Raw genomic sequence first — 22,630 nt, forward strand, 5'->3', positions numbered from 1 at the left:
CGGTACGCTCATCGCGACGTATACGGGGTACTCGCTGTGGTTGACCACGTGATATGCGCCCGTCTCCGTGTCCCGGACAACTGCGGGGCACCAGTTGTTGCTCAGTCTTGGGTCGCCCTCGAAATTGTTGAGTATGTATCTTGTGAATGGCGTGTAGATCGATTCGACGTGGAATCCGTGCTGTCCAGTCTCGAGAGGTGGAAGGACATAGGGCGCTTTCAACGGGATCCTCCTTGTTCCGGTTCAGCACTGGGTGACAGATGCGCCACGACCACGGTGATGTTGTCGGCGATTGTGCCGTGGCGTTTGTGCTCAGAAAGGGCCGCACGAACGAGTGCTTCTGCTAGTCGAGCGGGACTGGCATCCGGTGGCTGGGATCCGAGAACCTCACGTATGGCGTCTTCAGGGTCTCGATCAGGTGTGGTGTCCATTTGGGTGTGCGGGCCGGACCAGGCGTTGAGGAAGCCGTCTGTGACCATGATGTAGCGGTCATTGGCTACTGCTGGCTGGTGCCATCGAGACAACTTGTAGGTGTAGCCCGCTGGGGCGTCGGAGAAGAACCCGATTGCGTTGTCCAGGGCAGCGTGCTGATGCAGGGCTGGTGTCATCGCTGTGACGTGAACGGTGTCGTCGGCTGTGTCGGTGTGGGCACGAAACACCTGACTGTCTCCCACGTGCCCGCCGGAGACAGTGAAAGTGGAGGTGTCGAGTGTCAGGACGTCGAGCGTGGAAGGCGCGGCGAGAACCGAGCGTCCGCGGAGTCCTCGAAGTGCTTGATCAGTGGCGGCGAAGACGTCGTCGATAGGCGAGGTGGGCAGAAGGGTTCGTAGTGTCGCGCGTACGGTTCGGGCTGTGAGGACGCCGTCTTCGCCGCCGCCCGCGGCATCGGCAATCGCTGATGTGTGTCCTCGAATCAGGAAAACGTCGTTGTTGTGACGGCGGTCGCCCGCCGAGGTCTCCCCGGCTGCTTGGAGTTTGAGAGGCGCTGCTGCTGCGGGTGCCATTGCCTGCGTGGGTGACTCGTCACCGGCTGGTTGGGGAATAGGTCGTCCGAGTGTGTGGGGCAGGCTTTGTCGCACGGCGGGCGCAGCACGCTCGGTGTGTACCTGTCCGACGGGGATGGTCGGCGGGAAATGTTGCTCGCCGACGTACGTGACGCGATACACCGAAGCCCCCACAATCAGGACCGCGCCGTCGTGTATCTCGAACGGCGGTTGGCCTGCGTACAGGCGATGCCCATCGACGGTGATGGGCGCGCCGGACAACGCTGTCACCCACCACCGACGCGTCTGTGGGTGACGGACGAAGTGCGCACGCTGGCGTCTTGTTTTTCTATCGGTGACGACCGCTGTTTTACCTCGTGCGCGCCCCAACGTCACTGTTTCGCCTCGCAACTCGATGGGTGGAATATCGCTCGTGCCGCGCAGATCATGTAGAAAGACGCGCTGCGTGTTGTCGAGCGACGCCTTGCCGAGGCGGTCGGTGGTGGGCGTGTGCGAGACGGGTCTCAGTTCGACGGTTCGGGCAGCACCGTTTCGTGTGCCGCGTCGAGACGCCAACCACCACAGTCCGCAGCCGGCCAACAGCGCGGTAATGATCGCCATGCCCATCCGCCAATCGATCATCCACAATCCGGCCGCGATGAGAGCACCCACCGCGATGGTCCCGACTCGTCCGATCAGTGGGCAGTGCCGAAGTCGGTCGAGACGTCGCCGCAGCGAACGCTTCGACACGCGTGGCCGTGGAAACCGCCGGCCTGTTGACTTGATGGGCATCGGAACTCCGTTAGCGATTGATGGCGGGTGAGCGCGGCGCGTCCGGATCGTTGTCCGGTGGCAGGTAAGGGGGGTCGTCGGTCGGCACACTGTCGGGGTGCGGTGTTCGCGGCTGGTGCTGCTGTTGAACCAGATGGCCAGCATTGCCGATGACGTCCTGTTGCTGTTGTTGCTTGGGAGGTTTCTTGAAACGCGTGAAGTTACCGACCTGTTGGGCTGCCGGTATCGCGCCGCCTGCGTCTACGTGCAGAGCATCTTGTTTGACGAGTCGTAGCCATCGAATGAGCTGGTCCGCGCTACGTTCAGCTGCTTTCACACGTGCGTCGAAACTGTTGTCCGTCGGCACTACGTGGCGTCTTTCGGGTGCAGGGTCGAGGCATCGACGCAGCAAGTTGTCGAGACCTTCGGGTACAAACGGTGCGAACTTCGAAACCGGGGTGAGAGGCCCACTGCGCAGTCTGCGATATGAGTCCAAGGCCCTTTCGGCACGAGGGTTGCCGTTTTGGAAGTCGTTGAGGGTGATTCCTTGCTGTTCGGCCTCGTACAGATACGGCGGCTTCCCGGTGATCATCTCGTACAGAGTTGCGGCCCAGGCGTAGATGTCGGCGGCAACGAGGTGGGTCGGCCACAGCTGCCCTGCTGAGCCTTGCTCTGGTGGCGAGTAGAAGAGGCTTTGCAACCGCAGCCGTGAGCTGGTGTGTGCGGCCTCATCGAGACTGCGAGAAAGTGCCCAGTCGATGATCTTCGGGGTGCCGTCGTTGTCGATGCAGATGTTGGGGGGCTTCATATCCAGGTACGCGCGAGCCCCCTTCTCTCTTTTCGTCCACGACCAGGCCAGTGCGCTGAGTAGTCGTTCGGCGATCTGCAGTACCAGGGCAAGGTCGAAGCCCCCGGGCTCGTTGCCGTTGATTCGGGCGTCTTGAAATGTATTCAGGGTGTGGGGATATCGTCGGGTGACGATCACCATCTGGTCTTGGTAGATGTCCGAAAAGTAGACGTCTGCGACGGCGTCGTTTATCGACACGCCCAGTGCGGGAACAGCATCGAGTTCGGCGAGGCCTTGGGCCCGATCACGCTTTCGGAGCTTCCAGGAGCGGTCGGGGAGGTAGACCTTGATCACGTATTCGATTCCGTTGTCGGGACTGTCCTCGTCGACGGCGAGTAGAAGAGAACCGCCGTTGACGTGTCGCCAGAACTTTGTGATTCGCCAGTGCCTGTCGAGCGGGTTGTCGACTGTGTCGTCGGGAAACACATTGCCGATCTCGAGTCCGTACTCATCGCGCGGCGAAGCAGCAGGAGGTCTGTGGTTGCTTGCGCGCGGTGCCGGTGCCGGCGCCGGTGGGGGTTGCGGTTGCGGTGTCTGTGGGGGTTGCGGTGTCGGAGTTGGGGTCTCGCCGCTGAGGTCGTCGGGTTGTTGTTCACCTTGCTGTGCGTTGCGCGGGTGTTGTTGTGTGTATGGCTGGGTGGGGGTTGCGCGCGGACGGTGGCGGCGCTCTTTCAGGTGTGCAAACGCGGTCTTGAGATAGTGGTCGGCCAGATCCTTTGCGGCGGCGGAGTCGTCCGACAGTTTGTGCAGCGCTTCACGGGTCTGTGCGACGGCGTGCTTCGCGGCAGCGTCGGCCAGGGTGTGCTCGTGTTCTCGGGTCAGCGAGTCCATCCGGTTGCGGTGCTCGCGTTCGTCGAGGTCACCGGCATGGGCCACAGTGTTCGCCCGGTTGCGGTGCTTGCGGTCGTCCAAGTCGTATTGGGCGTCCGCTTCGCCCTTCGCGCCTTCGATTACTTGGACAGTGGTGCGGGCGCGCAGACGAGCTGCGTCCCGTCGCGCATTTTCCAGGTAGGGAGTGTGAGGGCCGAATAGTTTGAGCAGCAGTGGGGTGAGGTCGACGACAAGTAGCGTGACGATGATGACGATGTAGAACCATCTGTATCCGAGGTCGTCGCCGATGAGTCGGACAAGGGCTCTGTGGCGAGTCACAGCATTGGTGTCGGCGGCGTTGACCGCTTCGTATTTGGCGGCCTTCTCGTCGATTCGAGTCTGGCGGGTGCTCTCCAGCGTACGAACGAGGTCCTGCGCCTCTAGGGCCTTCTGCTGGCTGGTAATTGCAGTCGTGTCGGCTTGGTTGTACACGTATCTTCTGTTGCTTTCCGCGCAGATCTCCCGCGGGTCGCTCGGAAGTAGACAGTTCGCGCTGGGGGGACTGTCGCCGGCGTCAAGCGTGCCTCCAGTCCCCCGACGTTCATCCTGCCAATCAGCCTGGGCAGTCTCCCGGGTGCTATTGGCTATATCTCGAGCGTTTTCGGCGGCTGTGCGCGCATCTTTCGCATCGGCGATTGCTGTGTCGTACTCTGCGCCTATGGATGCTTTGTAGTCGGTGAGGTTGTCGGACTGGATGCTCGGCAGCTCCCGTTCGATTGCGGTGTTGAACATGCCGAGAGCGACCGATTCGGAGATGACGTAACCGACGACGACCGCCATCCCGATGCGTGCGAGGTAGAACCATGCCGAACGCCATGCTCGCCGAAGCCAGTTTTGGGGTCCGACCAATAGGTCGCCGTAGTCGATCGAGGTCATGATCCATCGGTCGACGCAGAATACGAACAGTGCCCACACGGCGGCAAGGACCCAGATGAACCAGTAGTTGAAGCGGTGCCCGACGTTGACTGCCCAGGCACTGGCCAGAACGCCGCCGAAGGCGATGGTAGGCACCAGAATCAGGATCCCGGCTTGGGCGGCAAGTTTGGAGGCGTCGGAATTGTTGTCGATCCACGGGCGGTGGAAGCCGCCGATCCGCAGCAACATTCTGGTGAGCCAACCGCAGTTGTTGTCGACGTCGAACTTCGGCTTCTGACGACCATCGGGCCCAGGGGGGTCCATGCCGTCGTCTTCCTTGGCCGAATTGTCGGGTGGAGGCGCGCCGCCGCTCATCGGATCATCGGGGTCGGCGGAGTCGACGCGTGAGCGGGGACGTCACTGCTCAAGGCGGTTCTCCTCCGAGTGTATTGGGCTAAGAAGTGTCGCACAGGGTCGGCGGTTCGGCGTGGCGAGAACAGCAGGTTCCGGTCAGCGGGCAGCATGGGCACCCGTTCGGTAGAACGTGGCGGTGTTCGTGCCTGATGTGGTGCCGAACGCGATGCGGTCGCCGTCGGCGAGTTCGGTCCATCTGCCGGGGGTTACACGCACTCCGTTGATCCAGGTACCGGTCTTGCTGTTGTCGGCACACCACCACACGCCATCGTTGGAACGCAGGGTGAGGTGATGTCGCGAGATGCTGGTGTCGGCGCTGATGGTGATGTCGCAGTAGGTGCCCCGCCCGACGGTTATCTCGGTACCGACGACGCGGTGCGCTCGACTATCGGGACCGACCAAGGTCGGTCCACGCCCGGGTGAGTCCGGGATGAGAGTTGTTGCCACCTGACTGTCGCTGGGGTGGAGGTCGGTTTGGTCGCCGTAGGCGCGTGTGGGTTCCACTGGGTGGTCGGACATCGGATGCGTGGAGCCACGCAGGGCGTAGTGGCGAGCGCGGACCTTCGGGTTGGAGACGATCTCGACCAGGGGCAGCATTCCGCTCGGAGTGTCCGCGGAGTAGCGGCGCGTGACATCGACGGCTTCGGCGGTGAGATGGGTGATGACGTCGTTGATATCGAAGTGATCGCTGAGGTCGGTGAAGTCGGCGGGATTCAGACCGACGGTAATGCAGTCGGGTAGATACCAGCGCCCGTCGGAGTGACGGAAGACGAGGGTGCAAATGTGTTCGCGGGCGTTGTCGCACAATGCAACTGGATTGCTGCGACCTGGTCGTCGCCATTCCCCGCGCACGAGATGCACAGCGGCGATAGCGACGACGGCGGTCATCACGAACAACACGGTTCCGCCGGTGAAACCGCACACAATCACGAAGATCAGCCACGCTATGCCGAACACGGTGGTTACCGCTCGAGAGTGGGGTGTCCATGCGCGGATCCATTGCAGGACTGCGACGGACGTGGCGCGCAGCTCATCGGAGGCTACGCGGATCAGATCGGTCATCTCCGGGTACTCCATTCGCTGTGACAGGTGGGGACTCTCCTAGGGGAGAACTTAAGGCGCACAGAGGTGGATGAACAGAGTCCGGAAGGTTGGTCAAGTCCAACCCTGAATGGGGTTGACAAGGAGCGAAAGTCGTGGACTAGAACCTCGACAGAGCCCGGGGTCAAGTGAAGTCTGGAATTCGTCACATCTCAAGTGGGTACCCCCAGGTTTCACGATGCGTCAGCCAGTGGGTCAGGGGCCGGACGTAGCGCGCTCAGCGCGCCCGTCAGAGGGCAGCGGCCGGTGACGACAACGAGCCCTCGAAAGGTCAACGCAGGGTGAGCTATGACGTCGTCGGGTGAAAGATCGGGCATCAGGTTCAGTGCCCGGGCAAGTACCATCGCCGACCATGGGTTGGGGCTGTGGTCGGCTCGGCAGTCGTCGCTGGTCCACACCGTGGCGGCGGCGACGTCGGTACGCACGATCCGGCTGCGGGCAGCGGTAGCGCGGAGTGCGTGGAGTACTTCCTCTGGTGTCTGATGACCGTCGGTTGTGGCTATGTCGAAAACGGTCACATCACGGTCTAGTCCAGGACGAACGAGGAAACCAGTAACAATATTCATTCCTGCATCGCACCGAATGAGTAACTGTTATAGCTAGTTGGTGTTGACCCACTTGACAGCCTGCGCGATATACGTTGGCGGACGTGCGTCCGTCCGGGCCGTTCGATTAGTTCAGCACGTACCGTCTGAAATGTAGCAAGTGGACGGTTGTGACCGGATCGTACCGCCCCTGTTGCCGAAACCGGACAGAGAACGGTTTCGGCAACAGCTGATCAGTTCGTATGCCGACGTACGGTCCGGGTACGAACTGCTCCTTCGACGTTATTGAATGCTCGTATTACCTGTGGATCGGCGAATGGTATGAGCTGGGTGAACAACACTCCTGCTGACGATCTATCGTTGTCGGTGTCGGCCCAGTAGTAGGTGTTCGCGCCCCCGGCCCATGCCATGGTTCCGACTGGGCGGCCTGCGGGTGTGACTTGCTCGTTTCGCATGCCGAGCAACGACCACGATGTGTTGATTCCTGGGATCAGGTCGATGTCGTGCGACGTTGCGTAATCAGCGGATTCGATGGTCCCGAAAGATGCTGAGTGGCTTCGTTGTGCGTCGACGAGGGTATCCGGCTGTAGGTACTGCACACCGTTCCAGGCTCCGCCGGCACTGAGCATGCGAAGGAACGTCAGGTAGTCCTGGGGTGTTCCGTACAGCCCGCCGCCGCCTGAGTGGAATTCTGGATCGGTGGGCAGCTCGAATGGTGTGGGTACCAGGCCGTGAGGTGTTTTCGTGTGTACATCCGCCAAGCGAGTGCGATCGGTGATTCCGAACGTTGTGTCGCGCATACCCAATGGGGAGAAGATCGTCTCGTGGAGGTGGGTTGCCAGGTCGTGTCCGGTCAGGCGGGTGATGGCAAGTCCCACCCATTCCAGGCCGGTGCCGTACATGGCGTTGGTGCCTGGGTGGTAGACGAGCGGGGCGTCGACGATCGAGGCGAGTTTGAGTTCGAGGCTCGATGGCACCTTCTTGTCGTGAAGATAGCGCGCGAGATCGGCGTGTAGGAACGAGTAGCCGGTTCCGGCTGTGTGCGAGAGCAGCATTCGTAGTGTGATGGGTCCTCGTGCGCGGACGAGCCGGGGCTGATCCTCGTCGTATCCCTCGAGGACGTACGCCGCGGCGAGTTCGGGCAACAGATCGGTAGTGGGAGTGTCGAGTTCGATGAGACCGCGCTCGACGAGTTGCAGTGCGGCGACGGCGACGATCGGTTTGGTCATCGATGCCAGCCAAGCGATGGTGTCGTCGGTCCATGGGTTTGTGCCATCACGTGTTCCCGCTCCGCCGGAGTACGTGATGCCATCGCGGTCGGCTGTCATGACGTAGAGGCCGGTGACCACTCGGTCGTGCACCGCTGTGGTCAGGATCGTGGAGATGGTGTTGCGCAGGGCTGATTGCCCTGATGGTTCTGGTGTCATGACCAGGTCATGGGGAGTTCGTCCACCCCATAGATGCCGATGGCGTGTTCTCGGAACTTGATGTCTTGCAGGGGTACAGCACGGTGGAGGGTTGGGATGCGCCGGAGCAGGGTGGGGATGGCGATTTGGAGTTCGAGTCGTGCGAGGGGCATGCCCAGGCATTGGTGCGGGCCGTATCCGAAGGTCAGATGTCGGTGCACTGGCCGGCGTAGGTCGAGGCGATCCGGGTCGGTGATCGCTGATGCGTCGCGGTTGGCGAGGTCGCCGGCGATGATGAGGCCGTCGCCGGCGGGGATGGTGATCCCGTTGATGTCGATGTCTTCTGTTGCGACTCGGCGTCGTCCGCCTTGGGGGACGGCGGTGTAGCGGAGGAGTTCTTCGATGGCTCCGGCGATTTCGTCGTGTGTGCGCATCGACAGGAGGGTGTCGCGCTGTTCGGGGTTTTCTGTCAGGGCCAGCGCACTGAGGGAAATGGTGTTGGAAGTGGTGTCGAATCCTCCGAGGAGCATCAGCATCCCGGTCATGGCTGCGTCGTGTTGGGAGATGTCACCGGTGGCGACGTGTTCGTGGGCGAGTTCGGAGAGCATGTCATCGCCGGGGTCTGTGCGTTTGACGGTCAGTAGCTGGTAGATGTAGTCGATCAGGCCTTGGCGGGCGGTTTCGGCGTCCTCTGCGGTGGCGTGGGGATCGATCAGGGATTTGGCGCTCGTTGTGAAGAACTGGTGGTCCGCGTAGGGCACGCCCAGCAGATGGCAGATCACGGTGCACGGCGCGGGTAGCGCGAAAGCTTCGAGGAGGTCGACAGGTCGCGGCCCGGCAAGCATTCGGTCGATGAGGTCGTTGACGAGATCTTCGATCGGAGTGCGCATCGCCTCGATGCGTTTGGCGGAGAACGGTTTGGCCACGAAGTGGCGTTGACGGGTGTGCTCGGGGGCGTCCATGGTCAGAAATCCCAAGCGGTGCATGAATTTACTGGGGGTGGAGTGGGGATAGTTGGGGTGCTCGGGTACGGCGCTGAGGCGTGGGTCGCGCAGCAGTGTCCGTGCTTCGTCGTACCCGCTGATCAGCCAGGGGGTGCTGCCGTCCCAGATCTGCGCGCGTGTGATCGGTGAGTCATTCTGTACTGCACGCAGTTCCGGTGACGGGTCGAAGGGGCACTTGGGGTTTCGGGGGGCGGGGTAGGTGGGCAGGGTGTCTGTGCGCTTCGCGTCGTGCGGTGCGTTGTCGGTCGCGTCCCCTTCTGGGCGGTGCGGGGCGCGCATCACTGGTCTCCGAAGCTGTCGAACAGTTCGTTCGCGGTGTCGAATCGCGGGCCTTTTCGCGGCCCTGGGGCAAACTGTGCGGGCATTGTCACGAAACCGTTGATCTGACCGACCGTGGGGTATCGAACGGCGGCATTGTCGACAAGGCGGTAGCCGGGGAGTCGGTCGAGAACTTGGCCGACGACGACCTCGAAGTCGATTTGCGCGATGTGGCGGCCGATGCATCGGTGCAGTCCGAGTCCGAACGCTGCATGTTTGCGTGTGTCACGGTCGAAGTCGATGGTGAGGGGGTCGGGGAAGACCTTTTCGTCGAGGTTGGCTGCTGCCCAGGAGATCAGGACTCGTTCGCCGGGTTCGACGGTGGCTCCGTCGATCTGTGCCTCTTCGGTGGCTGTTCGTCCGACACAGACAACAGGGGTGAAATAGCGCAGGAGCTCTCCGCATGCTTTCGGTAGGTCGTCCGGGTGATCGATCAGTCGTGCTCGATCATCGGTGTTGCGGTCCAGGTACTCGAACGTCGACGAGAGCAGGGCGGTGGTGGTGTCCATACCGCCGGCGATCATGGCGTTGCAGACGGCGATGATGTCTGCGTCGCTGATGTTCTCACCGCCGATCTCCATCTGGGTCAGGAAGCTGATGAGGTCGTTGCGGGGATGGGCACGGCGGAGGGGAATGGTCTTGATTACTTCGCCGATGAGCATCGCGAAGCCGGTTTCGACCGTCTTGTATTCCGGGGTGTCGGATGGGGTGTAGGCCAGGGCATGCACGGCCTCGGCGTAGATGCGCCAGTTGTCCATCGACAGGCCCACGATGTCGAGGGTGAGCAGAGCCGGCACGGCATTGGCGAGATCCATCACGAGGTCGATCTCGCCTGATTCGATGGCTTGGTCGATGCACCACGTCGTGTAGGCCTCGATCCGTGGGCGGAGCCGTTTTGCAGAGGTGGGAGAAAAGTAGGTGTTCAGTGCTTTTCGCCAGTCCAGATACTCGGGTGGGTCCATTTCCAGTGGTAGGGCACGAAACGTCGACGCGGGGATGATCGTTCCTTGCGGTCGCCCTGGCGTGTTGGGTAGCTCGTGGGCCGAGGAGAACACTTCCGGTCGACGTGCGACTGAGGCGACCTGCTCGTAGCCGCTGACCACGTAGAAGCCACCGTAGTGGGAGCTGTGGGCTACCGGGCACTTTTGGGTCATGGCGGTGTTGACTGCCCACGGGTCTGCTGAGTATTCGGGTGAGTGGTGGTCGAAGTCGATGTTTGGGACGGTGCTGTTCGGCATGACGGGGGCTCCTAGGGGCGTGTGGCGGCCGAGACCGGTTGTGGGAGAAGTTGAAAGCCGGGGTAACCGTCTGCGGTTACTTGCTCGCAGCGGGCGGCGTAATCGGGGAACCCGATGAGGGGCATGAAGACCCTTTTCTTGCCGGGGATGTTCGCCCCGAGGTACCACGAGCCACACGAGGAGAGGAGAGTTCCGGCGGCGACGTCGGTGACGTGTCGACCCCAGTCGTGTTCGGCCTGTGGTGTGGCTTCGATGCTGTGGATGTGATGGTCGGTGAGGTGTTGCAGACAGGTTCTGATCCAGGTTGCGTGTTGATGAATTGCCACCAGCACGTTGGCCAGGACGGACGGGCTACCGGGGCCGGTCATGGTGAACAGGTTGGGAAAGCCGGAGGTGGCCAGGCCCAGGTAGCTGCGGGGGCCCTCCGACCACGCCTGGCGCAGCGTTCGACCGCCGCGGCCGCGGATGTCTATGCGTGTGAGAGCGCCGGTGATGGCGTCGTAGCCGGTGGCGAACACGAGGATGTCCAAGTCGTGCGAACTGTGTGTCGTCCGTAAGGCGGTCGGTGTGATCTCGGTGATCGGGTGGGATGCAATGTCGACGAGGTCGACATTGGGACGGTTGAACGTTTCGTAGTAGCCGTCGCCGAGGCAGATTCGTTTGCATCCCATGACGTGGCGAGGGGTGAGGGTTGCAGAGACTGCAGGATCGGCCACGGTCGAGCGGATCTTGGTGCGGACGAAGTCGGCGACGACCTCGTTTGCCGCAGGGTCGACGAGGAGATCTCCGAAGGAGCGTAGGAGCAGCGGCCCACCCCTGTTCCACAGGTGCTCGAACTGTGCTTCACGCTCTGTCTTCGAGAAATGGAACACCGAGTTCGGGTTGGTAGGAAACCGGGACAATCCGGCTGTGGGAACTGTGTTGTTGCGTGCACGAAATCCCGCGTAGTCGGCCTTGATTGCGGCTTGGAGCTGAGGGTCGAGCGGTTCGTCGCCTGCGGGCAAGGTGTAAGCAGGGGTGCGTTGAAAGACGGTGAGCTGACGAGCGTCTCGGGCGATCAGGGGGATGGCTTGTACCCCAGACGAACCGGTCCCGATCACACCGACTCGTTTGCCTCCGAGTGCCACGTGATGGTGGGGCCACCGTCCGGTGTGCAGGATGTCGCCTGCGAATGAGTCCAGGCCGGGGATCTCGGGCACGTTGGGTTCGGACAGGCAACCTGTCGCGGTGATGACGTACCGGGCGATGATTTCGTGTCCGGTATCGGTCCGGACGGTCCAGGAGGCGGTGGCGTCGGAGTAGACCATTTGTTGTACGCGCGTGTGGAACTCGATGTCGCGTTCGAGGTCGAAGCGATCCATCACGTGCTCGATGTAGCGCATGATTTCAGCTTGGTCGGCGTATCGCCGTGTCCATTCCCAATCTTGTTGCAGCTCATCGGAGAATTGATACGAGTACTCCAGGCTCTCCACATCGCAGCGCGCACCGGGATATCGGTTCCAATACCAGGTGCCGCCGGCATCACCTCCTGCCTCGTACACGCGGACGGTCAGGCCGATCGTGCGTACTTCGTGCAACATCTGCAGTCCTGCGAGCCCCGCACCCACGATCAGAACATCGACATGCTCGTCCATGTCATCGCTCCGTGCTCGTGTTCACGGTCTGCTGATATGGCATCTCCGATGACGGCGCGCGTTCGCTGCGAACTGCCGCGACGCTCGCCGCAGCAATCCAGACAATGACAGCGAACACACTGGCATAGGTGATGAAACCTCCCGCCTTGATGGGGCTCTCGGGTGCCAGGAGCGGAACGCAGCCCAAAATCTGCACCACGACGACGATCGCCGAGAGTGGTTTGAGAAATCCGGGCCATCCTGCGGCGGCGGTGGTGCACAGGGCTGCGGACACGACGATGACAGCGGCCGGGACGGCACTGAACATGAAGCCCAGTACGTAGGCATCGGAAAATGCGTGCAGTAGTGCGTGGGAGTCCGGGTCGGCGGCCCAGCCCGAGAAGATTTGGAACAGACCGAGATAGACCGTGGCGAACCCCACCCACGCCGTGCCGGCCGCCATCATCAGCATCGGCAGCGGACTGTGCGGTACTTCCCGCCGAAACCGCACGTACAGATAGCACAGGAACCACAGGGCGGCCATCAACGCGATGCCTGCGACGAACTGGTAGATGTATCCGCTGGTGGTGTGGGTGGCGTAGAAAGTCACCACCTCGTCCTCCGGTGAGCCGAAAGGCGGGATCGGTGCCAACACGAAGATCGTCGACGCCAACACCAGCAGGCTGATGATCCCACTTGCGGCGTGCACGATGTGGGGGCGGGTGCGATCGGTGTCGCGTTGGGATTGTGGAGTGTCCATTACTGCACCGCCTCGAGGTTGAGTTGTGCTGCGATGTGCAGGGCGAGCGCCGCGGGGCTGGAGTCTTGGCGCATCTGTTTGGGTGTGACCCGAATGTCGAATTCCCGGTTGATCCGGGTGCTGAGTTCGAGCGCCATCAGAGAGTCGAGGCCGTGGTCGCCCAGAGATCGGTCCGGGTCGAGTGCAGCAGCGTCGACGCGCAGAATCTCCGCGGCGTGTGCGGTGAGGATGCTCTCCAAAAATCGTTGCTGCGCTGGGGGTTCGAGATTCTGCAGTTCTGCCAACGAGGTAGATGCGGTCAGGTCGATCCCGCGTTCTGCGCCTCGATCGGCAGGGATGGCCGCGAAGAACGACGAGGTGCGAAGTTTGTCTGCGAGCATCGACTGCCACCCGGGGTCGAGGATCGGGAGGTAACCCGCGCGCGGCCGGTCGTAGCGTAGGAGCGCATCGCACGCGTGGAGGCCCTCGTCGGGGTCGATCATGGCGTTCCCGCGGTCGGCGAACATCGTGCCGCGCCCGTACTCGGCCCACGCTCCCCAGTTGACACTCAGAGCTGGCAAGCCGTGGTCCCGCCGCCACATCGTGAGGCCGTCGAGCAGTGCGTTCGCCGAGGCATAGCATGCCTGACCCGCGAAACCCACGAGTGCCGAGGCCGAGGAGAATCCGAACCACCAGTCGAGTTCACTGTGCGCACACGCCTCGTGCATCTTCAACGCGCCGTGCACCTTCGGTGCCCACACGCGCTCCATCAACGCATCGTCGACCGTGGTGATCGCGGCGTCGTCGACAACTGCTGCTGCATGAATGACCCCTCGCAGCGGCAGTCCGGTGGCGGTGGCAGCACGGACCAGGTCCGTGGCCGTGTCCCCGATCGCGATGTCTCCGCGAACGATCTCGATATCGGTTCCACCCGAACGCAACTCGTCGATGAGTGCCATCGCCTCGACCGAGGGCGCGGATCGGCCGTTCAAGACGACCCGTCCGGCACCGTGTTCGGCGAACCACCGCGCAAGGATGAGGCCGAGACCGCCCAAACCGCCGGTGACCACGTAGGAGCCGTCGGCGCGGATCACCGGTACGTCGTCGGGGCGGATCGCTGCGTGCCCCTCACCGTCCTGTGGAACGGTCAGAACGAGCTTGCCGATGTGATCTCCCGCAGCCAGGGTGCGGAACGCGGTGCTGGCATCGCTGAGCGGATAGGTGGTGTGCGGGGTCGGGGTGAGAGCGCCCGAGGCGAGCAGTTCGTGTACTTCGCGGAGGACATCGCCGAGTTCGTCGTAGGGCAGAACGCCCAAGTCGACACTGTGCAGAGAGATGTTGCGACGGAACGGGAACAGCCCGATCTTGGAGTCGGCGTAGATGTCCTTCTTGCCGAGCTCGACGAATCGGCCGCCGATGCGCAGCAGGTCCAAACCAGCTCGTTGCGCGGCGCCGGTGAGCGAGTTGAGTACAACGTCGACGCCCTCGCCGCCGGTGACGTCTCGGATCTGCTCGGCGAACGCGGTCGATCGAGAATTGAAGACACGTTCGATGCCCATGTCGCGCAGGTACTGCCGCTTGGCGGCGGTACCTGCGGTGGCATAGATGGTTGCGCCGAGGTGTCGAGCAACCGCGATCGCTGCGAGCCCCACTCCGCCGGTCGCCGAGTGGATCAATACCCGCTCACCGGGACGAATCCTGCTCAGCCGATGAAGCCCGTACCACGCAGTGGCGAACACGCTGGGCCGCGCAGCTGCAGCAGCGAACGTGACGTCGTCGGGAAGTCGGTTGACTTTGCATGCGGGGACCACTGCGAAAGACTCGAAGACGCCTGGATGCATTGCGGCCACGCGATCGCCGGGTCGGAATGTGGTGACCGATGATCCGGTGGAGACAACTGTTCCGGCGCAGTCGAATCCGAAGGGCATCGGTGCGCCGTCGACGGTCTTGTACAGACCCATCGCGTTGAGGACGTCGGCGTAGTTCACGCCGAGTGCCTCGACTGCGATCTCGATCTCGTCGGCCGCGGGCGGACGGGCGGTGGTTGCGACCAGTTCGAGGCTGCCGAGGTCGCCGGCGTGTTGGGGAGCGAGCGCGTAGCGATCACGCCCGAAACGAATGGGGCGGTGTCGGCGCTCGTTATCGCGCAGCGGGGCCACTTTCAGCCGCGCCAGGAAGAGTTCGCCGTCGCGTAATGCGATCTCGTCTGCGTCGTCGTCGGCGAGGAGGATCTGGGCCACCAGTGTGGGCTCGGCAGGGGATGACACATCGAGGTGACGGATACCGAGCTCGGGGTGTTCGTGACCGATCACTCGGCACAGGCCGCGTACCGCAGTCTGCTCGAGGTTGCGGCCGTCGCCGGAGCCGACCCTCTGAGCATCATGGGTCACCACCCACAATCGCGGCCGGTGTGTGTCGGTACGTTCGACGAGGACGCGAACGAGCTCGATGAGCTGTCGGATGCGGTCTTGGGCGCGCTGCGCAGTGTCGTGGTCTGCGGTGTTGGTCGGTGGGGCGCAGAGCACCACCACCTGATGCGGAGGATGCGCCGCTAGGTCGGCGTCGAGTGCGTCGGAGTCGGTGTGAAAGGCGCGAATATCGATGTCGTTGCCCAGCGCGGCTGCGAGGTCGACGGTCAGTGGGTCAGTGGTGCTTGCTTCGGTGAGGACGAGCCATCGCCCGGCCTGTGTTTGGGGCGCGGGGAGGTCGGCGCGTTCCCACTCGACGGTGAGGAGTCGTTCGGCCAGTCGCCGGTCTGCGGTGGCCAGCCGCACGCCGGTGGCTTCGGCGACGACGGTGCCGTCCTCGTCGAGCAGTGTTATGCCGCCGATCGCGAGCTGTTCGTCGAGATGGTGCAGTTGAGCAAGGCAGTAGCGAGCGTGGTGGGGGTTGCGGTGTACCCGCAGCGAACCAACTCCGGTGGGGAAGGCGTCGCGGATGAGGGCCGGGTGAGACGCCAAGGTCTGAAGGCAGCCATCCATCAGAACGGGGTGTAGGGAGTACGCGTCGACTTGGCTTCGCGCGGTGGCGGGAAGCGACACTTCAGCGAAGACGGTCTGCGCTGTACCGGTGTCGTCGGACAGGTGCAGCGCGGTCATCGCTGCGAACGCGGCTCCGTGGTGTACGCCAGCCCCGTGGAACTTGGCGTAGGCGTCTTTGGTGTCCAGAGGCGTCGGATGGGAGGCCAACAACTCGGCAACGTCGAGACGCTCGGGTTCGACGGGTGGCCTGATTCGGAGTGTGCCGCTGGCAAGGAGGGTCGATGCATCGCCGTCGTGGCGGGTCAGTGACTCGAACCGAACCGATTCGTGTCCCTCGGGCCGGGTGCGAGAGGACACCACAGTGTTCTCGTGGAGGTGAAGCATCTCGTGGATGACGAGATCGGTTATCTCGACGCTGCCCAGGTCGGCTGCGAAGACCGACTGTGCGGCGACAAGCCCCATCTCGCAGTAGCTCGCACCGGGCAGTGCTGGCTGATCATGGACCTGATGATCGTCGAGGTACTGCAGATCGCGGCCACTCATGGTGGCCTGCCATCGGTGCTCGTCATCGGCGTCTATCGGTGTCATGTGGACGCCGAGCAGCGGATGAGCGTCGACGCTGGCTCCGGGCTTTTTCACGTGCAGGGCCAGGACGCCGAGATCTTCTCCTGCCCAGGTGGGAAGTGGAACGTCGACCAGCTGACCAGAGGGGTATACGCGCTCCCAGTCGACGGTGACGCCGCTGCAGTGCAGGTCCGACAACTGGGGGAGCAGGCCCAGTGACTGGTCTCCGTCGCGGCGCAGCGTTCCGATAGCGGTGGCATCTCGACCGATCGATGTCGCGGTCTCGGTGATGGCGTAGGTCAGGAGTGGATGTGGTGAGAGCTCGACGAAAATTCGGTGCCCGTCCAGCACCGCGGCAGTCACGGCATCTGCGAAACGCACCGGCCGCCTGAGGTTGTCGACCCAGTACCCGGCATCGAAGGCCGCGGGTTTTCTCGGATCTTCGAGCACAGTGCTGTAGACCGGAATCTTCGCGGCGTCGGGGGCGAGGCATTCGAGCTGTAGCGCGACATCGTCGAGAATCGAGTCCACGTGCGGTGAGTGGGATGCATAGTCGACGGCAATGGTTCGCGCATGAAGATCGCGCGCGTCCCACTCGGTGACCAATTGCTTGACCCGGGCGGGGTCTCCCGCAACCACGGTGGAAGTGGGGGACACGATGACCGCGACGGTGACGTCGTCGATTCCGGCGGCCTCGAGCTCAGCGGCGACCTGCAGGTGGGGTAGCTCGATTGTGGCCATCGCGCCGCCGCCGGCGATCCGGGTGACCAATTGGGAACGCCGGCAGATCACCTTGACGCCGTCGTCGAGGGTGAGCGCGCCGGCGACAACGGAAGCCGCGGCTTCGCCGAGCGAGTGGCCGATGACCGCGGCTGGCTCCACGCCACGTGAGCGCCACGCCGCCGCGAGAGCAACTTGCACGGCGAAGATGGTCGGCTGGATCTTCTCGATCCCGGTCACGGTCTCGTCGGCCACGAGTTCACCACGTACCGAAAACCCTGCTTCGCGCGCGATGAGCGGCTCGAGTTCATCGATCATGGCTGCGAACGCCGGTTCGGTGGAGAGCAGTTCGCGCCCCATTCCCGCCCATTGAGACCCTTGCCCGGAGAACACCCACACCGGTGCGCCGCCGTGGCTGCCGATGGCAGCACTGACCACACCCGTCGCGGGTTGCAAGGCTGCAATGCTGCGCAGTTGGTCGGTCAGTTCCTCATGTGAGGCCGCAAGTGCGACAAGACGTTCGGTGCGATGTTCGCGGTGGCGTGCGAGCGTGGTGCCGATGTCGGTGAGCGAAGCGTGAGCGCCGGGGCCCGTCAACCACTGCGCCACGCGGCCGGCTGTCTGTGCCAGGGCCTGGGGTGTGCTGGCCGAGAGCAAGATCGGCTGGGCTGTCGTACTGTCTGCGGGTTCGTCTGCGCTGGGTGCCGTCGCTGCAGCTTCTCCGACAACGACGTGAACGTTGGTTCCGCTGAACCCGTATGACGAGACTGCGGCCAGCCGAGGTGATCCCGGGTTGTCCCATTCTGTCAGCTCGGTCGGAACGTACAAGCGGGTGTCTTCGGAGGATATGTCGGGATTCCATGACGTGAAGTGCAGATTTCCTGGAATCTGCTTGTTGCGCAACGACATCACGGTCTTGATCAGCCCTGCGAGACCCGATACCGACTCGGTGTGCCCGATATTGGTCTTCACCGACCCGAGAGCGCATGGTGTGTCGCCGTTTCCGTAGACGGCAGACAAGGCTTGGAATTCGACCGGATCGCCCGTGGGGGTTCCCGGGCCGTGCGCTTCGACGAACTCGACATCTGACGGGTCTACGCCCGCCACACGGAGTGCACTGCGCTGCACGGCTTCTTGAGCTGAGGCGGATGGGACGACGATGTTGTCGGATCGGCCATCGGAGTTCGCCGCCGACCCACGTATGACCGCCAGGACACGGTCACCGTCGCGCTCGGCGTCGTCGAGGCGTTTGAGGGCGATCACCGCGCACCCTTCGCTGCGTACGAATCCGTCTGCCGCAGCGTCGAATGCCGCGCATCGTCCGTTGGGTGAGAGCATCGACCACTGCGAAAACAGCACGCCGACCTCGGGACCGAGCTGCAGCATGGCCGCGCCGGCCAGGACGAGATCGGTTTCTCCAGAACGCAGGCTCTGGCATCCCAGGTGCACCGACAGCAGCCCCGATGAGCATGCGGTGTCCACCGCAACCGAGGGGCCGTGAAGCCCGAGGAGGTAGGACACGCGACCTGCTCCCACAGAATGGGCATTGCCGGTCATGACGTACGGGTTGTCGACCAACGAATCGTCGAAGGTGCGCAATAGATAGTCGTGGTGGGCGAGACCGAAAAAGACACCGGTCTGCGAGTCTTTGAGTGAGCCCGGAGCGATGCCTGCGTGTTCGAGTGCTTCCCAGGACATTTGGGTCAGTAGACGGTGCTGCGGGTCCATCGCTTCGGCTTCGTATTCGGTGATGCCGAAGGCCGTGGTATCGAAGCCACCGATGTTGTCGAGAAAGCCGCCCCATCGAGAGACGGTGCGACCGAGGACGCCGGGCTGCGCGTCGTAGACGTCGTCGGCGGCCCAGCGTTCGGGCGGGACCTCGCTCACGGCATCGCCGCCACTGGCCAGAAGATTCCACAGTGCGTCGGGGGAATCGACACCGCCGGGGAACCGGCAGCCGATTCCGACAATGGCGATGGGGTCTACGGTGGCTGCGTGTCGGTCGGGGCTGTTGGTAGCGTGCTGCACGGTGAGATCAGACATGGTTGAGCTCGCTTCTGTCCGAGGTGACGGGGGTGACGATCATGGGGAGGCTGTTCGGGCGTGGCATCGCCGCCGCGACGCGGCGCACGGTGTGGCGGGGAGCCGGAATCAGTCGCCACCGTCCGAGGATCGTTGCCAGTGCAATGACCGCTTTGGCCTGGGCGTAGGACTCGCCTATGCACCGGCGATTGCCCTCGCCGAACGGGAGGAAGGCGGTGCGGTCGGGTAGCTGGTCGCGGTCGACGAGCCACCGCTCCGGACGAAAGGAATCCGGGTCGGTGAAGGCGGATCCGTCGCGGTGCAGGTCGATCTGGCTGAACATGATGTCCGCGCCTGCGGGGAGCTCGACCCCGTCGATGACGACATCGGTCTCGGCGCGGCGGAAGAGCATCAGCAGTGAATATCGACGAAGCACTTCGTTCACCACGGCGCGGGTGTAGGTGAGGTCGTCGATGTCGGTGAACTCGGCCGGCCGGCCGTCGAGCACTGTGCGCAACTCGGTACGGAGTGTGCGTTCGACGTCCGGGTGTTGGGCAATCTCATGGAATGCCCACGTCAGCGTCGCTGCGGTTGTTTCCGTGCCCGCCATCATGATCGACACCAGTTCGTCTCGGATGAGGTCTTCGCTCATCGCCTCGCCGGTGTCGGGATCTCGGGCAGCGCGAAGGTGGGAGAGCAGATCTGCGCCGTCTCCGCTCTGGTCGGTGCGCACGACGTGATCGACTGCTCCGCGCAGGCGGTCGGCTGCGCCCATGAATCGCCTGTCGAATCCCGACGCCTTGCACAACCAGGACGGCAGGACTGTGCGGGCGACCATGCCGTAGGTGAAGATCGGTAACGATCGAATAATCTCTTGCACAACGTCTTTGGGTAGGCTTCCGGTGAACATCGATCGCGCGATGGTGGTCAGCGTGAGCTCTACCATTGCTTTTTGCACGATGACTCGCTGTCCGGGAACCCAGGATTCGGCGAGGGCATGGGATTCGGCGGTCATGATCTTGGCGTACGAGGCAATCATCTGCTTGTGGAACAGGGGCTGGATCAAGCGACGCTGCCGCCGGTGTAGCGCGCGGTCAGAGGCCAGTAAACCGTTGCCGCTCAATGGATGTACGGCTTCCCACACCATTCCTTTGCCGAACGAGCGGGCGTCTTTCACGAGGACGTGGTGGGCCAGCCGTGCGGTGGTGAAGAAGTAGATCGGACGCTTGCCGATGAAAATCTGAACCATGTCGCTTTGCGCGCGCAGGTCGGCGAAGAAGTCGAAGGGGTTGCGCATCAGCGGAAATATGTGGCCGAGCATGGGCCACTTACCGGGTGCGACCGGTACCGCTCGGGTGGGCGGGCCGTCGTGCGTTTGCTCAGTTCCGGTGTACGGGCATTGCGATCCAGGCTGCATCGATGAGTCGCTACTGCTCAAGGTGTGTCTCCGACCAAATCAGGCCTGAAGCCGAGTACCAGCTCCAGGGCGTGGATGTCGAGCGATTCGGGAAGCGAGGCTGTGTGATCAATGGCACTGTACAAGTTACTCCGGCTAAGTGTAAGTAGTTAGTCATTACTAATTTGTAAAAGTTAGGATCGGTGGCATGGACCAACAGCGGAAAATGAGCGGCGCGGACCGGAGACAGCAGGTTCTGCAGATGGCCGCAGACGAATTCGCAAACGGTGGACTACACGGAGCATCGACAGAGTCGATCGCCCGGCGGGCCGGAATCACCCAGGCCTACATCTTCCGAATATTCGGCACCAAGAAAGCACTGTTCCTCGAGGTCATGACCGCGTCGTTCGAACGGCTCACCGAGGGCATGCGCGAAGCCGCCGGCGACGCGACCGGGCAGGACGCACTGGCCCTGATGGGTGCCCGATACAACGACATGCTGACCGATCGCAGCGCGCTGCTGCTCCAGCTACAGGGGTTCGCCGCGTGCGGCGACCCCGAAGTCCGCGACGCGGTCCGGAACAGTTTCGGGCGCATGTGGAAGACCGTCGCCGACATCACCGGGCTCGACGCCGTCACCATCAAGGCCTTCCTGGCCTTCGGGATGCTCCTGAACAATGCCGCTGCCCTGCAGGTATCCGAATTGGAGGAGCCATGGTCCGAAGGCGTGCGAACACGCATTCAGTCCGGTCTGTTCGATCACATCACCAGCGAGACCAACCGATGAGCGCCGACGCGGTCACTCACGAGTCCCAACCGCCGAAGCTGCTGGTTCCATCGTTGGTGTTCATAGCGCTCGTGGTCGCCGCGGTAGGAAGCCTCGGGGCACCACTGATCACCAGTGTCGCCACCACACTGCACGTATCACTTGCCAGCGCCCAGTGGACTCTGACCATCACGTTGCTGGCCGGAGCCATCGCGACCCCTGTCCTCGGACGACTCGGTGCAGGCCCCCACAGACGAGCAACCATCCTCGCGACCCTCGCCGTCGTGGTGACCGGCAGTGTCCTCACCGTGATCCCACTGCCGTTCGCATGGCTGCTCGTCGGACGCACCGCACAGGGAGTCGGTCTCGGCCTGACCGCCCTCATGATGGGCGTCGCCCGCGATCACCTCCCCAAAGAAAAATCGGCCTCCACCATCGCCTTGGTCTCCGTCGCGTCGACCATCGGCATCGGCATCGGTTATCCACTGGCCGGCCTTCTCGTCGAGGTCGGCGGCCTTCGAGCTGCATACGGACTCGGGGTGGTCGTGACCGTGATCGCGTTCCTGGCTGCCTATCGCAGCATCCCGGCCTCACCCGCTGGCCGGTCGGCTCACGTGGACCTGCCCGGCGCAGCACTGCTGGCCGCAGCGCTGTTTCTGGTGCTGTTTCTCGCCAGCGAGACCAGCCTGTGGGAAAGTCACCTCACCGGTGCCCTGGTACTCGCAGTGATGGCAATCGTGCTCCTCGCCGGATGGACACTGATCGAACGTCGCACCAGAGAACCCCTGGTCGACATTCGATTGCTACGGCACCCGGCAGTCGCGGGAGCGAACGTCGCAATGTTCATCGGCGGCATCGGCATGTACCTCTTGCTCACCCTGATCACTCGCTACGCACAAACCCCCAGCAGCACTGGATACGGATTCGGCCTGACCACTTTCGTCGCCGGACTCGTCCTCGTGCCATTTTCCGCGCTCGGATTCGTCGCGGGCAAAGTGACACCGCGGGCACGTGAACGCATCGGTGCCCCTTTGGTTCTCGCGGCCAGCGCGGTGATTGTTCTCATATCGTTCGTGATCTTTGCGACGGCACGCACGAACATCGTCGAGCTATTGGTTGCAATGGCCATCCTGGGCTTCGGCGTGGGTAGCTTCTCCTCGGCGATGCCCGGCGTCATCCTCGCTGTCACCCCTAAAGACGAGACATCGAGTGCAATGAGCGTCAACCAAGTCGTTCGCAGCGTCGGATTCTCCCTCGGCAGCGCTACCGGCGGACTCATGCTCGCGGCCGGCACGACCGGTGAGTTCCCCAACGACGGCGCGTATACCGTCGCGGCGTGGATCGGAGCCACGGTCATGGCCGTCACTGCTATCACATGCATTGTCCTGCATCGGAGGTCGCCGCAACGCGCATCGTGAACACGGACACCCACCCGGCCCGCCCAGAGAAGGAAACTGGGCGAGCCGGGTGGCTGCGC

The 22,630-nt window shown here is 63.1% G+C and carries 13 protein-coding genes; 2 read left to right on the top strand and 11 right to left on the bottom strand.

What is annotated here, in order from left to right; all coding sequences use genetic code 11:
• Positions 1–218: 218 nt before the first annotated feature.
• The 11 genes from CH249_RS08135 to CH249_RS08180 form a co-directional block, all read right to left on the bottom strand.
• A complete protein-coding gene (locus CH249_RS08135; RefSeq protein ID WP_170945381.1) occupies positions 219–1,775 on the bottom strand; it encodes a SpoIIE family protein phosphatase in 1,557 nt (518 codons plus the stop codon).
• A 10-nt stretch (positions 1,776–1,785) separates the two neighbouring features.
• The gene (locus CH249_RS08140; protein ID WP_032364844.1) at positions 1,786–4,701 is read right to left on the bottom strand and encodes a DUF4407 domain-containing protein; all 2,916 of its coding nucleotides are present in this window, start codon (positions 4,699–4,701) and stop codon (positions 1,786–1,788) included.
• A 135-nt stretch (positions 4,702–4,836) separates the two neighbouring features.
• Positions 4,837–5,802 (bottom strand): FHA domain-containing protein, encoded by a 966-nt coding sequence (locus CH249_RS08145; RefSeq protein WP_032364845.1) that lies wholly within the window; start codon positions 5,800–5,802, stop codon positions 4,837–4,839.
• 212 nt (positions 5,803–6,014) lie between these two features.
• Positions 6,015–6,359, bottom strand: a complete 345-nt coding sequence (locus CH249_RS27530; RefSeq protein ID WP_032364846.1) for a hypothetical protein — start codon at positions 6,357–6,359, stop codon at positions 6,015–6,017.
• Between the two features lie 260 nt (positions 6,360–6,619).
• Entirely contained in the window at positions 6,620–7,813 is a 1,194-nt protein-coding gene (locus CH249_RS08150; RefSeq protein ID WP_052049303.1) for a serine hydrolase, read from the bottom strand.
• Positions 7,810–9,075 (bottom strand): cytochrome P450, encoded by a 1,266-nt coding sequence (locus CH249_RS08155; RefSeq protein ID WP_080733000.1) that lies wholly within the window; start codon positions 9,073–9,075, stop codon positions 7,810–7,812. Before CH249_RS08155 ends, CH249_RS08150 begins: the two co-directional genes overlap by 4 nt.
• A complete protein-coding gene (locus CH249_RS08160; RefSeq protein ID WP_032364847.1) occupies positions 9,075–10,352 on the bottom strand; it encodes a cytochrome P450 in 1,278 nt (425 codons plus the stop codon). The genes CH249_RS08155 and CH249_RS08160 overlap by 1 nt, the downstream gene beginning before the upstream one ends.
• Positions 10,353–10,363: 11 nt before the next feature.
• On the bottom strand, positions 10,364–11,986 hold the full coding sequence (locus tag CH249_RS08165) for an NAD(P)/FAD-dependent oxidoreductase (protein ID WP_032364848.1): 1,623 nt from the start codon (positions 11,984–11,986) through the stop codon (positions 10,364–10,366).
• A 1-nt stretch (position 11,987) separates the two neighbouring features.
• On the bottom strand, positions 11,988–12,725 hold the full coding sequence (locus CH249_RS08170; RefSeq protein WP_052049304.1) for a hypothetical protein: 738 nt from the start codon (positions 12,723–12,725) through the stop codon (positions 11,988–11,990).
• Complete coding sequence (locus CH249_RS08175) at positions 12,725–19,012, bottom strand: type I polyketide synthase (protein ID WP_052049305.1); 6,288 nt, start codon at positions 19,010–19,012, stop codon at positions 12,725–12,727. The genes CH249_RS08170 and CH249_RS08175 overlap by 1 nt, the downstream gene beginning before the upstream one ends.
• A complete protein-coding gene (locus CH249_RS08180) occupies positions 19,005–20,408 on the bottom strand; it encodes a cytochrome P450 (protein WP_230596631.1) in 1,404 nt (467 codons plus the stop codon). Before CH249_RS08180 ends, CH249_RS08175 begins: the two co-directional genes overlap by 8 nt.
• A gap of 187 nt (positions 20,409–20,595) precedes the next feature.
• Here CH249_RS08180 and CH249_RS08185 point away from each other — a divergent pair, with 187 nt between their 5' ends.
• Both CH249_RS08185 and CH249_RS08190 read left to right on the top strand, forming a co-directional pair.
• Positions 20,596–21,174, top strand: coding sequence for a TetR/AcrR family transcriptional regulator (locus CH249_RS08185; protein WP_230591897.1), 579 nt, complete (start codon positions 20,596–20,598; stop codon positions 21,172–21,174).
• A complete protein-coding gene (locus CH249_RS08190) occupies positions 21,171–22,571 on the top strand; it encodes an MFS transporter (RefSeq protein ID WP_032364850.1) in 1,401 nt (466 codons plus the stop codon). The genes CH249_RS08185 and CH249_RS08190 overlap by 4 nt, the downstream gene beginning before the upstream one ends.
• Positions 22,572–22,630 lie beyond the last annotated feature (59 nt).

This window comes from Rhodococcus sp. 05-2255-3B1, from assembly GCF_002258545.1.
Taxonomy (GTDB): Bacteria; Actinomycetota; Actinomycetes; order Mycobacteriales; family Mycobacteriaceae; genus Rhodococcoides.